Here is a 12,174-nt window from a genome sequence, read left to right on the forward strand (position 1 = left end):
GATTGCTCTCTCACCCTCCGCCCGGACCTGATCGTGCAGCCTGTCGGAGAGGCCTTCGTTTTCGGTATTCCATCCAGGGTAAATAGTCATGCGGCTCCGCCATATAGAGGTCTTTCAGGCCATCGTACAGACCGGCAGCATCAGCGCGGCGGCGCGCTTGCTCAATGTCTCGCAGCCCAATATCAGCCGTGTGCTGAATCATGCTGAACAGCAATTGGGATTTGCGCTGTTTGAGCGACGTATACAGGGAATGAGTGTGACGGCAGAAGGGCGACGTCTCCTGCCTGAAATAGACGATCTCTGCCAGCGCCTGCAATCTATCACCCAGCTCACGGAACAGCTGCGGCGTGGCGAAGGGCAGTTAGTTCGCGTCGGCGCGGCTCACGCTTTTGGTCAGATGGTTTTGGCACCCGCATTAGTCACCTGGCGGCAACAGATGGCCTCGGTCAGTGTCGAACTGGTCACCGAGCACTTTAGTACCTTATGCCAGATGATTCTGGATAATCAGCTCGATTTCGCGCTGGTTTTTGGTCAGCAGGTCGATGCGGATCTTCTGGCTGAACCTCTGTTTCAGTCTTCGATGGTCGCGCTGTTACCGCTCAATCACCCCCGTAATGAACCCGTTACGCTTGCGTGGTTATGCAACAATAATCTACTGATGATGCAGGCTCAGGATCCGCTTGGACGCGTACTTCACCGAGCGCTGCGCGATAAAAAACTGAATCCCGCCGTGTCGTTGTCGATTAAAACCTATTCGGTCATTGCAGATATGGTGCTGGCAGGCGGCGGCACGGGCGTCGTGGATCTCTTCACCGCCTGTCGCTATGCCGAACAGCTAAAGCTGCTACCCATAGCGCAACCCCTGCCGTTTGAAGTGATGCTGATCAGCCGCCGTGACCAGCCACAGTCGCAGTCCACTCTGCAGCTTAAGCAGGTCATCCGTAACAGACTGTGGGAGATCGCCCGGCAGTGCGAAACGCAGTTTTTGGGTGGCTGAATAAGCGCCGCTTTCAGGTGAAGAGCAGGGGAAGAGGGTGTGCCCAGGCAGCATCAGATTCGTTCGCTGACTTTTGCACCAGAAAGCGCGGAGCCCGAACAGTGAACCTTCTTTAAGGCAATGATTCCGGCATTGTTGAAATGTGCTGACAGAGACTATTGAGACGGCGTTGAAATGAAAAATCCACGCAATGGCGTGGATTTTATGATTTTTGAGCTTCATGAGATTCAGTAAGACCTCATGAGACAACAATTTTTAATCAGACGTTGAACAGGAAGTTCATAACATCGCCATCTTTCACGATGTACTCTTTACCTTCTGAACGCATCTTGCCGGCTTCTTTAGCACCTTGCTCGCCTTTATAAGCGATGAAATCTTCAAACGCGATGGTCTGGGCGCGGATAAAGCCTTTCTCGAAGTCGGTATGGATTTTACCGGCGGCCTGCGGAGCCGTCGCGCCAACCGGGATGGTCCAGGCACGTACTTCTTTCACGCCAGCGGTGAAGTAGGTCTGCAGGTTCAGCAGGGAGTAACCGGCGCGGATAACGCGGTTCAGGCCTGGCTCTTCCAGTCCCAGCTCTGCCATGAACTCGTCACGGTCTTCATCTTCCAGCTCAGCGATATCCGACTCAACGGCGGCGCACACTGGCACCACGACTGAACCTTCCGCTTCGGCGATAGCGCGCACCTGATCCAGGTACGGGTTGTTCTCGAAACCATCTTCATTGACGTTAGCAATGTACATAGTAGGTTTCAGGGTCAGGAAGCTCAGATAGCGGATTGCCGCTTTGTCGTCCTCATCCAGATTCAGTGAACGCAGCATGCCCGCTTCAGAAAGATGCGGCAGACACTTCTCCAGCGCAGCCAGCTCAGCCTTAGCATCTTTGTCGCCGCCTTTGGCTTTCTTCTGCACGCGCTGAATCGCACGTTCACAGGTTTCAAGATCGGACAGCGCCAGCTCGGTGTTGATCACATCAATATCTTCAGCCGGGTTCACTTTACCCGCCACGTGGATGATGTTGTCGTTTTCAAAGCAGCGCACCACGTGGCCGATCGCTTCGGTTTCGCGGATGTTGGTCAGGAACTGGTTGCCCAGACCTTCACCTTTCGACGCGCCTTTTACCAGACCGGCGATATCGACGAATTCCATGGTAGTCGGCACCACGCGCTGCGGCTTAACAATCTCAGAAAGCTGGTCGAGACGCAGGTCAGGCATCGGCACCACGCCCGTGTTTGGCTCAATGGTGCAGAAGGGGAAGTTAGCCGCTTCGATGCCCGCTTTAGTCAGCGCGTTAAACAGAGTGGATTTACCGACGTTCGGCAGGCCCACGATACCGCATTTGAATCCCATGGTTTGATACCCTTTATAACTGGATGGACAGTGCGCCAGAAGGCGGACTGTCGGAGACGAATTGAAAAATTTCGCGCATTATACACGGAATCACGACGATTCGGGCGTTTAAGCAGGCTTGAAGGCGTGCAGCCGGTTCATCGCCTTGATACGATCCTCTTTCAGCCACAGTTCGGTGCAGCGCGCCGCCTCATCAATGGCATCATCAATCAGCTTCTGCTCACTGGCGGGCGGCTTGCCCAGCACAAATCCGGTCACCTTGTTGCGATCGCCGGGATGTCCGATACCGATGCGCAGCCGATGGAAATTGTTGTTGTTGCCCATTTTGCTGATGATATCTTTCAGCCCGTTATGGCCGCCATGCCCGCCGCCCTGCTTGAACTTCGCCACGCCGGGTGGCAGATCGAGTTCATCATGCGCCACCAGGATCTCTTCTGGCGCGATGCGATAAAAGGTCGCCATCGCCGCCACGGCTTTCCCGCTCAGGTTCATAAAGGTGGTCGGCACCAGCAGGCGCACATCCTCTCCGGCTATCGCCAGGCGCGCGGTATAGCCATAGAATTTGCCTTCCTCTTTCAGTGACTGATTGTGGCGCTCAGCCAGTAAATCCAGATACCAGGCACCCGCATTGTGGCGCGTGGCGGCATATTCAGCGCCTGGATTGGCAAGGCCCACAATCAGTTTAATGCTGCTCACAATGATTATCCTGCTGTTATCGCGAAAGGGCGTTAGTTTACTTCGCCATGGCCGAGATGACAAAGTACAAGCAGCGAAATGGTTCATGACGGTGATTAATCATTTTCCATCTGAATCAACAGGCTGCAATCAGGGCCAGTTAATTATTTATGGCTGATGTGTGATCCAGTCCGCAACGTTATCGTCACCCATTGCCTAAGCTTATGGCACTTAACATTGTGTGCGGTTATTGACTCATATGGATGGAGGTGCAGCATGAAACATCAACACTGCCGCGTAGCGGGTAACAGCTTGATGGTACTGGGATTAGTCACAATGGTGCTGGGCGTGGGTTTCTCAATTATGAACCAGCTTCCCTCGCTTGATCTGCCAGATGCGCTGGCGCAGGGCGCAATCCTCGGCATCTTTGTTGGTGCAATGATGTGGCTGGTCGGGGCGGGTCTGAGTGGTCGTGAAAAGGTTGAAGATCGTTATTACTGGCATCGTCACTATGACAAACGTTGTCGCCGGTCACACAATTCACACCATTAACTGATGCCAGCAGTGACCGGATGCTGCGCGATGCGGTTCCGGCCGCTGGCCTTGGCGTGATAGAGCGCTTTATCCGCCAGTGCGAGTAAATCGTCAAAACCCTGCTGCTGATGTGTGACCGTGGCAAACCCAATGCTTACCGAATAGGCAATTGAATTGGGTTGTGACGCACAGACCTCCCGCCGGATAGTCTCGCACCATGCCTCTGCCTCTGTTGCCGCCGCCGGAATTATCGCCGCAAACTCCTCTCCGCCCAGTCGCGCAAAACGCCCCTCAGCCGGTATCAGCCCTCTGACAATGTCGCAAAAGTGAATCAATATCTGGTCGCCCTGTTGATGGCCATACCGATCGTTAATGCTCTTAAAATGATCCAGATCGAACAGAATCGCGCTAAACGGCCGGTTCTGACGGCGGCATCGCGCCACAATCTTCTCTGCTTCATTAAATAAAGCCCGACGATTCCAGACGCTGGTCAGAGGATCGTGCATCGAGGCATGTTTTAAGACTGACTGCATCTGTTCATTCACCATGGCCAGGATAGTAAATGTCAGACCGATGACAAACAGAATCGATTCCAGGATGACGTAAATCGAGAAGTTTGATCCGCCAATGGCGCCAGGCAGCGTGCTGGGAATCGCGCTGTCCAGAAACAGGCGAGCCAGGTGAAACAGCAGATGGATCCACAGCAGCAACTGTGCAGGCCAGAAGGTCACCTTTAGCGTGGCACGCGCCAGCCAGACCAGCTGGATCAGTGCGGCGGTATAGGCAATGCAGGCGATGCAGAGCACCAGCACCCGTTTGGGTAAGCTGTAATAGAATGCCGGGAAACAGCAGAGGAGTGCCCAGAGCAGGGCGCCCAGCAGCCAGTGAGTGCCGATGGGCTTGCCGCAGAAGCGCCGGAACGCATTTAACAATCCGCCGTAAGCCAGCATCACTAAAACGTTACCCACTGCAACGGGCAGGAAATGCAGGCCACTGCTGCGCAGGCTACTTAAGAATACCGCAATCAGGGTGAAAACCAGCGACAGGCAGGTGAAGCCGAGAACGCGATCATACTGCGATCCGATCCAGGCAAAAAACATGATGATGCTCAGAAACCCCAGCACATAAAGCTCGCAGACAAATAACGTATAGATATCCAGGCTCATGGCGGTCAGGGTTCTTATGAAAAGTGCGCTGCAAATTACCACTTAACGGCACAGGGCAGAAGCGGGGAACGCGGCGTTTTATCAAAAGAGTGGGTGGCGTTGAAAATAGTCGATTTTGGGGAAATTTATCGCGAAAATATCAGAAAAAGAAGCGCGTTAATCGGGCGCCCGGCAGGCATAAAAAAACCGGGCACAGGGCCCGGTTCCGCGAAGATTAATGCTCGAACATTGCCGAGATTGACTCTTCGTTACTGATGCGGCGAATGGCTTCGGCCAGCATGCCAGATAAGGTCAGCGTGCGCACATTCGGCAGTGACTTAATCTCCTGAGAGAGTGGGATGGTATCGCAGACGATTACCTGGTCGAGCACAGATTTACGCAGGTTTTCAACCGCATTGCCGGAGAAGATCGGGTGGGTCGCGTAAGCAAATACGCGTTTAGCACCACGCTCTTTCAGCGCTTCAGCCGCTTTGCACAGCGTGCCGCCGGTGTCGATCATGTCGTCGACCAGCACGCAGTCGCGGCCAGCAACGTCACCAATGATGTGCATCACCTGAGAAACGTTCGCGCGAGGGCGGCGTTTATCGATGATGGCCATATCGGTGTCGTTCAGCAGTTTAGCGATAGCACGGGCACGTACTACGCCACCAATATCGGGAGAAACAACAATCGGGTTTTCCAGACCGATCTGCATCATATCTTCCAGCAGGATCGGACTGCCAAATACGTTATCAACCGGGACGTCGAAGAAGCCCTGGATCTGCTCGGCGTGCAGGTCAACCGTCAGAACACGGTCAACACCGACGCTGGAAAGGAAGTCTGCCACTACTTTAGCGGTGATAGGCACACGCGCGGAACGCACGCGGCGATCCTGACGGGCATAACCAAAGTAGGGGATGACTGCGGTAATACGACCAGCAGAAGCACGACGCAGCGCGTCGACCATCACAACCAGTTCCATCAGATTATCGTTGGTGGGGGCACAGGTGGACTGGATGATGAAAATATCACCACCGCGTACATTTTCGTTGATCTGTACGCTCACTTCACCATCACTGAAACGTCCTACAGCGGCGTCTCCCAGGCTGGTGTAAAGGCGGTTGGCAATACGTTGTGCTAGTTCCGGGGTGGCGTTACCAGCAAATAGCTTCATATCAGGCACGAGAAGAACCTCAGGCTTTGCGTCCAGAGAATGAACGGCATGACTGTAACCGGCGCGTACGATCATGTGCGTTCACACGGGTGTGTTGATGCGAAACGTGCAGTGTCCGGAACGTGGTGACACTGTCACGCATTCGCTAATCGCCTCGCAGGGTACGCTGTAGCGGCGAAACATTTACGCCCCGGGCTACAAATGCGCGTACCCCATTCGGGGCAAGCTCCAGCACCTGGCGGGCAGCAGACTCGGTGTCGAACTCAGCAAACACACAAGCGCCCGTGCCAGTCAGGCGTGACGGCGCGTATTCTAGCAGCCAGGAAACAAGCTCATCAACCTCACGAAAACGTTTTCTTACCACTGCTTCACAATCATTGGTGAAGGGTGATGCTAAAAGCGTCGATAAACTGCGCGATGGAGTATCTCGCGTCAGTTCGGGGTCGTTGAATACTACTGGGGTGCTGATATTCACGCCGGGATGGGCGACAAGATACCACTTTTCTTCCGGCTCTGCGGGATGAAGTTGTTCACCCACACCCTGGGCGAAGGCCGCGAAGCCCTGGACAAACACCGGCACATCCGCGCCCAGCTTCACGCCCATCGCCGCCAGCTCATCCGGCGTGAAGCCGGTTTGCCACAGATGATTCAGCGCCACCAGCACGGTTGCCGCATCAGAGGAGCCGCCACCGAGACCGCCACCCATGGGCAGGTTTTTCTCAACGGCAATCTGCGCGCCCGCGTGAGCGGACAGGCGGTGGTTATCCTGCGCCGCCTGTTTCAGCATGTTTGCGGCGCGGACAATCAGGTTATCCGCATCCGCAACGCCTGCCACGGGCGTTAACAGTGTAATCGAGCCGCTTTGATTGACGGTAATCTGCAGCTGGTCACCGTAATCAAGAAACTGAAACAGCGTCTGCAGGTTGTGATAGCCGTCGGGACGACGGCCGGTGATGTAGAGAAAAAGATTCAGTTTTGCCGGGGCAGGCCAGTGGGTGATCATTGAACGGTCCAGCCGTCCATACGCAGTTTAATCCGCTGGTCACCCTCTTTCAGCTCCAGGCTCGAAGGAAGCGGCGGGGTGACTTTGCTGTCGTAGCCCGCAATAGAGACCTGCCAGTTCTGACCGTCGCGGCTGTAGTTCAGGCTGCTCAGCTGATAGCTCTCGTTGAGCTGATAGTCGGTGGCATCGCCTGGCAGACCCATCATCCACTGGCGCAGATTCGCCAGCGGAATGTTCATGCCGGTCAGCTGCGAAATCATTTTCTGCGCATCGTTGCTGACGTAACGCTTGCCTTTGTTATCGACGATCTGTACCACCGAGCCCTGCGCATCCAGCTGCAGTTCGGTGCTGCCCAGCGGATTGGTCAGCAGCAGGCGATAGCGATCGGGCGCGGTCTGCTGCCAGTTAAAGCGGGCATAGACTTTCTGCTTGTCAGAAAGATAGGCAAAGGCGCCGCGGGTCTGATAGTGCGTGACCTTTGAGACCGCCTGCTGATGCTGTTGCCACTGTGGCGCGGTAACGCTGGGGCCCGGGCCTTGCGGTTTGTTGACGCTACAGGCTGCCAGCAGCACGCTGGCAAGGGGCAAAAGGCGCAACAGATTGCGTGGTGAATTAAGCATCAAGTGGTCATCTCCTCGGACACATTTATTATTCGTAACGGATAACGCTAACCGTCCCGGTTTTAACCGTCAATGCTGTTATGCAGCAAATTGAGCACGATCGGGTTAATCTTATTACAGTCATAGCCTTTGTATGGCTTTTCTTGATCTGCCGCATCTTGTAGAATGCGCCTCACAAAACCCTGACATTATTGGGACATCCCAACCAAAACCGCTATGACGCTGCTCGCTCTCGGAATCAATCACAAGACAGCCCCCATTGCTCTGCGCGAACGCGTCTCGTTCGGGCCGGAGACGCTTGAGCAGGCGTTAAACAGCCTGTTATCACAGCCAATGGTGCAGAGCGGCGTGGTGTTGTCCACCTGTAACCGGACTGAACTCTACCTGAGTGTAGAGCAGCAGGCCGATTTACAGGCGCGTCTGGTAAGCTGGTTATGCAATTATCATCAGCTGGATGAAGAGGATGTGCGAAACAGCCTCTACTGGCATCAGGATAACGAGGCGGTCAGCCATCTGATGCGCGTTGCCAGCGGACTCGACTCACTGGTGCTGGGCGAACCGCAGATCCTCGGTCAGGTGAAAAAAGCCTTTGCCGACTCATCACGCGGTCAGGCGCTGAGCAGTGAACTGGAACGCATGTTCCAGAAAACCTTCTCGGTTGCCAAACGCGTGCGTACGGAAACGGATATCGGTGCCAACGCGGTTTCGGTGGCGTTTGCCGCCTGTACGCTGGCCCGTCAGATCTTCGAATCGCTCTCTTCCGTCAATGTCTTGCTGGTTGGCGCTGGTGAGACCATTGAGCTGGTGGCGCGTCATCTGCGTGAACATCAGGTCAAAAATCTGATTATCGCCAACCGTACCCGCGAACGTGCCGAAACGCTGGCGTCGGAAGTGGGTGCAGAGGTGATCACCCTGGCGGAGATCGACGCCCGTCTGGCAGAAGCCGACATTATTATCTCGTCAACCTCCAGTCCGCTACCGATTATCGGTAAGGGGATGATGGAGCGCGCGCTGAAAGCGCGACGTAACAAGCCAATGCTGCTGGTCGATATTGCGGTTCCGCGCGACGTAGAGCCGGAAGTGGGCGACCTGCCTAACGCCTATCTCTACAGCGTGGATGACCTGCAGGCGATCATCGAGCAGAACCTGGCGCAGCGCAAAGCGGCCGCGGTTCAGGCCGAAAGCATCGTGGTTCAGGAAAGCAGCGAATTCATGGCATGGCTGCGCTCACAGGGCGCGGTGAATACGATCCGTGAATATCGTTCTCAGGCGGAAGAGATCCGCGCTGAGCTGGAAGGCCGTGCGCTGCAGGCGCTGCAGCAGGGTGCCGATCCGCAGAAAGTCATGCAGGAACTGGCGCACAAGCTGACCAACCGTTTAATACACGCTCCAACCAAATCACTTCAGCAGGCCGCCCGCGACGGCGATAATGAACGCCTGCAGATTTTACGCGACAGCCTGGGTCTCGATTAGGCACACCGCTGTCGCCACCTGTTACGGGAATCCCACATTTAAATGAAAACCTCTATAGTTGCCAAACTGGAAGCCCTGCAGGAGCGCCACGAAGAAGTGGAAGCGATGCTGGGCGATGCAGGCGTGATCGCCGATCAGGAGCGTTTCCGTGCGCTGTCACGCGAATATGCTCAGCTGACCGATGTGACCCGTTGCTTCCGCGACTGGCAGCAGGTGCAGGAAGATATCGAAACCGCGCAGCAGATGCTCGACGATCCTGAAATGCGTGACATGGCTCAGGAAGAGTTGCAGGAAGCGCGTGAGAAGAGTGACGTGCTGGAGCAGCAGTTGCAGGTTCTGTTGCTGCCGAAAGATCCGGATGATGAGCGCGCCTGTTTTATCGAAGTGCGCGCCGGAACCGGCGGCGATGAAGCGGCGATTTTCGCCGGCGATCTCTTCCGCATGTACAGCCGCTATGCCGAAGCGCGTCGCTGGCGCGTGGAGATCATCAGCGCCAACGAAGGCGAGCATGGCGGTTACAAAGAAGTGATTGCCCGCGTCACCGGCGAAGGTGCCTATGGACGCCTGAAGTTTGAGTCAGGCGGCCATCGCGTGCAGCGCGTGCCGGAGACCGAATCCCAGGGCCGCATTCACACCTCAGCCTGTACCGTTGCCGTGATGCCGGAAATCCCGGAAGCGGAACTGCCGGAAATCAATGCGGGCGATCTGAAGATCGATACTTTCCGCTCATCCGGCGCAGGCGGTCAGCACGTTAACACCACCGACTCCGCTATTCGTATTACCCACCTGCCAACCGGTATCGTGGTGGAGTGTCAGGACGAACGTTCACAGCATAAAAACAAAGCCAAAGCGCTGGCGGTGCTGGGCTCGCGTATTCATGCTGCAGAGATGGCCCGCCGTCACGCCGCCGAAGCCAGCACCCGACGCAACCTGCTGGGCAGCGGCGATCGTTCTGACCGTAACCGCACCTACAACTTCCCGCAGGGCCGCGTGACCGATCACCGTATCAACCTGACCATCTACCGTCTGGATGAAGTGATGGAAGGGAAACTCGACAGCCTGATTGAGCCGATTGTTCAGGAGTACCAGGCCGATCAGCTGGCGGCGCTGGCTGGTCAGGATTAATGGATATTCGTCACTGGCTGAAACAGGCGGTCGCCACGCTGTGCGGTGGTGACAGTCCGAAGCGTGACGCAGAGATCCTGTTAGGTTTTGTGACCGGCAAATCACGCAGCTGGTTAATCGCCTTTGATGAAACGGTGCTCAGCGATGAGCAGCTGACGCAGCTGGATAGCCTGCTGGCGCGTCGCGCCCGCGGTGAGCCGGTGGCGCATCTGGTGGGCGAACGCGAGTTCTGGTCGCTGCCATTGCGCGTCAATGACGCCACGCTGATCCCGCGCCCGGATACCGAACTGCTGGTTGAACAGGCGCTGGCGCATCTGCCCCCGACACCGGCAACCATTCTGGACATGGGCACCGGCACCGGAGCGATTGCGCTGGCGCTGGCCAGCGAGCGTCCCGATTGTCAGGTGACCGGCGTGGATCGCATTGAAGCCGCCGTTGAGCTGGCGAACAGTAATGCGCAGCAGCTCAGCCTCACCAACACCACCTTTCTGCTCAGTCACTGGTTCCAGGCGCTGACGCCACAGCGCTTTACCCTCATTGTCAGCAACCCACCCTATATAGATGCCAGCGATGTTCATCTGGAGCAGGGTGACGTGCGCTTTGAACCGCGCAGCGCGCTGGTGGCGGATGAAGCGGGACTGGCGGATCTGCGTACGCTGATCGAGCAGGCACCCACGTGGCTGCTGCCGGGTGGCTGGCTGCTGCTGGAACATGGCTGGCAGCAGGGCGAGGCGGTGGCCACGCTGATGCGGCAAAAAGGCTATCACGCCGTGGAAACCGTCGATGATTACGGTGGCAATCCGCGTGTGACCTTAGGTCAGCTCCCTTCATAAAAGCGCTTTGAAAAGGATTCATGATGTTCGCCTTTTATCCCCTGATTAAAAATCTGCACATCTTAACGGTGGTGCTTACCGTGACGCTGTTCCTGCTGCGGTTTTACTGGCTGCGCCGTGGATCGGCAATGATGACGAAACGCTGGGTGCGCATCCTGCCGCACGCTAACGACACCCTGTTACTGGTGACCGGCGTCTCGCTGGTGATGATTACCCACTTCTATCCCTTTACACCGCAAGGAAGCTGGCTGACGGAGAAGCTTTTAGCGGTTATCATCTACATCGCCTTAGGATTTGTGGCATTGAGTCGCCGTCCACGCACTGATCGCACCCGCTGGATCGCTTTTCTGGTAGCGTTAATCGCCCTGGTGGCCATCATTAAGCTGGCGCTGACCAAAATGCCGTTATGGGGATAGCATGACCTCGACCGAACAATTAGATTTCAGCCAGACACCGCTGTGTGAAGCGGTGATTGGTGCCACGCTTGCCATCCGCGCCGATTTCCCGGCGTTGTCGGTGGAAGCACAACTTGCGGCGTTAGTCGCCGAAGCACGTGACTATGTCAGCCATACCGAAGATGCTGACATGCAGCTCGAAAAGCTGCTGGAACTGTTCTATCGCCAGTGGGGATTTTGCGGTGCCAGTGGCGTCTACAATCTTTCTGATGCCCTCTGGATCGACAATGTGCTGAAGACCCGTCGGGGCACGGCGGTGTCACTGGGCGTTATCCTGCTGCACATCGCCGCCGAGCTGGAACTGCCGCTGATGCCGGTGATCTTCCCGACGCAGCTGATTCTGCGCGCCGACTGGATTGATGGTGATAAGTGGATGATCAACCCGTTTAATGGCGAAACCCTTGACCGGCACACGCTGGAAGTGTGGCTCAAAGGCAATATCAGCCCGACAGCGCGTCTGTATGACGACGATCTCGACGAAGCCAAAACCGTCACCGTGATGCGCAAGATGCTCGACACGCTGAAAGCGGCGTTGATGGAAGAGAAGAAGATGGAGCTGGCGCTGAACGTCAGTCAGGTGCTGTTGCGTATCGATCCTGACGATCCCTACGAAATCCGCGATCGCGGTTTGATCTACGCGCAGCTGGAGTGCGAACATATCGCCCTGAATGATTTAACGTACTTCGTTGAGCAGTGTCCTGAAGACCCGGTCAGCGAAATGATCAAAGTTCAGATTCACGCAATCGAACAAAAACAGGTCACGCTGCACTAAGCGGACCCACTGAAAAG

The 12,174-nt window shown here is 55.9% G+C and carries 13 protein-coding genes; 7 read left to right on the forward strand and 6 right to left on the reverse strand.

The window, feature by feature from the left end; translation table 11 throughout:
- Nucleotides 1–88 precede the first annotated feature (88 nt).
- Entirely contained in the window at nucleotides 89–997 is a 909-nt protein-coding gene (locus PAG01S_RS01715) for a LysR family transcriptional regulator (RefSeq protein ID WP_022625787.1), read from the forward strand.
- 259 nt (nucleotides 998–1,256) lie between these two features.
- Here PAG01S_RS01715 and ychF read toward each other — a convergent pair whose 3' ends face one another.
- Together ychF and pth are read right to left on the reverse strand one after the other, a co-directional pair.
- Nucleotides 1,257–2,348 (reverse strand): redox-regulated ATPase YchF, encoded by a 1,092-nt coding sequence (gene ychF, locus PAG01S_RS01720; RefSeq protein WP_010245885.1) that lies wholly within the window; start codon nucleotides 2,346–2,348, stop codon nucleotides 1,257–1,259.
- Between the two features lie 108 nt (nucleotides 2,349–2,456).
- Nucleotides 2,457–3,044 (reverse strand): aminoacyl-tRNA hydrolase, encoded by a 588-nt coding sequence (pth, locus tag PAG01S_RS01725; RefSeq protein ID WP_062757497.1) that lies wholly within the window; start codon nucleotides 3,042–3,044, stop codon nucleotides 2,457–2,459.
- Between the two features lie 255 nt (nucleotides 3,045–3,299).
- Between pth and ychH the strand changes: the two genes are divergently transcribed.
- Nucleotides 3,300–3,575, forward strand: a complete 276-nt coding sequence (gene ychH, locus PAG01S_RS01730; RefSeq protein WP_010245880.1) for a stress-induced protein YchH — start codon at nucleotides 3,300–3,302, stop codon at nucleotides 3,573–3,575.
- On the opposite strand, the gene PAG01S_RS01735 is transcribed toward ychH, so the two are convergent.
- The 4 genes from PAG01S_RS01735 to lolB form a co-directional block, all read right to left on the reverse strand.
- Nucleotides 3,572–4,723 carry a GGDEF domain-containing protein gene (locus tag PAG01S_RS01735; protein ID WP_062757499.1) on the reverse strand — a complete coding sequence of 384 codons (1,152 nt, stop codon included), beginning with the start codon at nucleotides 4,721–4,723 and terminating at the stop codon, nucleotides 3,572–3,574. The two genes, ychH and PAG01S_RS01735, sit on opposite strands and share 4 nt — an antisense overlap.
- Before the next feature lie 214 nt (nucleotides 4,724–4,937).
- Nucleotides 4,938–5,885, reverse strand: a complete 948-nt coding sequence (prs, locus tag PAG01S_RS01740) for a ribose-phosphate diphosphokinase (protein ID WP_010245874.1) — start codon at nucleotides 5,883–5,885, stop codon at nucleotides 4,938–4,940.
- Between the two features lie 136 nt (nucleotides 5,886–6,021).
- Entirely contained in the window at nucleotides 6,022–6,879 is an 858-nt protein-coding gene (ispE, locus tag PAG01S_RS01745) for a 4-(cytidine 5'-diphospho)-2-C-methyl-D-erythritol kinase (RefSeq protein ID WP_045140432.1), read from the reverse strand.
- Nucleotides 6,876–7,499 carry a lipoprotein insertase outer membrane protein LolB gene (gene lolB / locus PAG01S_RS01750; RefSeq protein WP_010669984.1) on the reverse strand — a complete coding sequence of 208 codons (624 nt, stop codon included), beginning with the start codon at nucleotides 7,497–7,499 and terminating at the stop codon, nucleotides 6,876–6,878. The genes ispE and lolB overlap by 4 nt, the downstream gene beginning before the upstream one ends.
- Nucleotides 7,500–7,715: 216 nt before the next feature.
- Between lolB and hemA the strand changes: the two genes are divergently transcribed.
- Genes hemA through sirB1 form a run of 5 tightly spaced genes read left to right on the forward strand, consistent with a single transcriptional unit; the run spans nucleotide 7,716 to nucleotide 12,157 of the window.
- The gene (gene hemA, locus PAG01S_RS01755; protein WP_010669985.1) at nucleotides 7,716–8,972 is read left to right on the forward strand and encodes a glutamyl-tRNA reductase; all 1,257 of its coding nucleotides are present in this window, start codon (nucleotides 7,716–7,718) and stop codon (nucleotides 8,970–8,972) included.
- Nucleotides 8,973–9,014: 42 nt separating this feature from the next.
- On the forward strand, nucleotides 9,015–10,097 hold the full coding sequence (gene prfA, locus PAG01S_RS01760) for a peptide chain release factor 1 (protein ID WP_010245863.1): 1,083 nt from the start codon (nucleotides 9,015–9,017) through the stop codon (nucleotides 10,095–10,097).
- Nucleotides 10,097–10,930: a peptide chain release factor N(5)-glutamine methyltransferase gene (prmC, locus tag PAG01S_RS01765; protein WP_062757501.1), complete on the forward strand. Its 834-nt coding sequence runs from the start codon at nucleotides 10,097–10,099 to the stop codon at nucleotides 10,928–10,930. The genes prfA and prmC overlap by 1 nt, the downstream gene beginning before the upstream one ends.
- 23 nt (nucleotides 10,931–10,953) lie before the next feature.
- A complete protein-coding gene (locus tag PAG01S_RS01770; RefSeq protein WP_022625782.1) occupies nucleotides 10,954–11,346 on the forward strand; it encodes a SirB2 family protein in 393 nt (130 codons plus the stop codon).
- 1 nt (nucleotide 11,347) lies between these two features.
- Nucleotides 11,348–12,157 carry an invasion regulator SirB1 gene (sirB1, locus tag PAG01S_RS01775; RefSeq protein ID WP_010669988.1) on the forward strand — a complete coding sequence of 270 codons (810 nt, stop codon included), beginning with the start codon at nucleotides 11,348–11,350 and terminating at the stop codon, nucleotides 12,155–12,157.
- The last annotated feature ends 17 nt before the right edge of the window (nucleotides 12,158–12,174 follow it).

Source organism: Pantoea agglomerans NBRC 102470, from assembly GCF_001598475.1.
In the GTDB taxonomy this organism is placed as follows: Bacteria; Pseudomonadota; Gammaproteobacteria; order Enterobacterales; family Enterobacteriaceae; genus Pantoea; species Pantoea agglomerans.

Coding starts and splice junctions, on each gene's coding strand:
- ispE (WP_045140432.1), bottom strand. CDS start 6,879: ATGATCACCCACTGGCCTGCCCCGGCAAAACTGAATCTTTTTCTCTAC.
- prfA (WP_010245863.1), top strand. CDS start 9,015: ATGAAAACCTCTATAGTTGCCAAACTGGAAGCCCTGCAGGAGCGCCAC.
- lolB (WP_010669984.1), bottom strand. CDS start 7,499: ATGCTTAATTCACCACGCAATCTGTTGCGCCTTTTGCCCCTTGCCAGC.
- ychF (WP_010245885.1), bottom strand. CDS start 2,348: ATGGGATTCAAATGCGGTATCGTGGGCCTGCCGAACGTCGGTAAATCC.
- sirB1 (WP_010669988.1), top strand. CDS start 11,348: ATGACCTCGACCGAACAATTAGATTTCAGCCAGACACCGCTGTGTGAA.
- PAG01S_RS01770 (WP_022625782.1), top strand. CDS start 10,954: ATGTTCGCCTTTTATCCCCTGATTAAAAATCTGCACATCTTAACGGTG.
- PAG01S_RS01715 (WP_022625787.1), top strand. CDS start 89: ATGCGGCTCCGCCATATAGAGGTCTTTCAGGCCATCGTACAGACCGGC.
- prmC (WP_062757501.1), top strand. CDS start 10,097: ATGGATATTCGTCACTGGCTGAAACAGGCGGTCGCCACGCTGTGCGGT.
- hemA (WP_010669985.1), top strand. CDS start 7,716: ATGACGCTGCTCGCTCTCGGAATCAATCACAAGACAGCCCCCATTGCT.
- PAG01S_RS01735 (WP_062757499.1), bottom strand. CDS start 4,723: ATGAGCCTGGATATCTATACGTTATTTGTCTGCGAGCTTTATGTGCTG.
- ychH (WP_010245880.1), top strand. CDS start 3,300: ATGAAACATCAACACTGCCGCGTAGCGGGTAACAGCTTGATGGTACTG.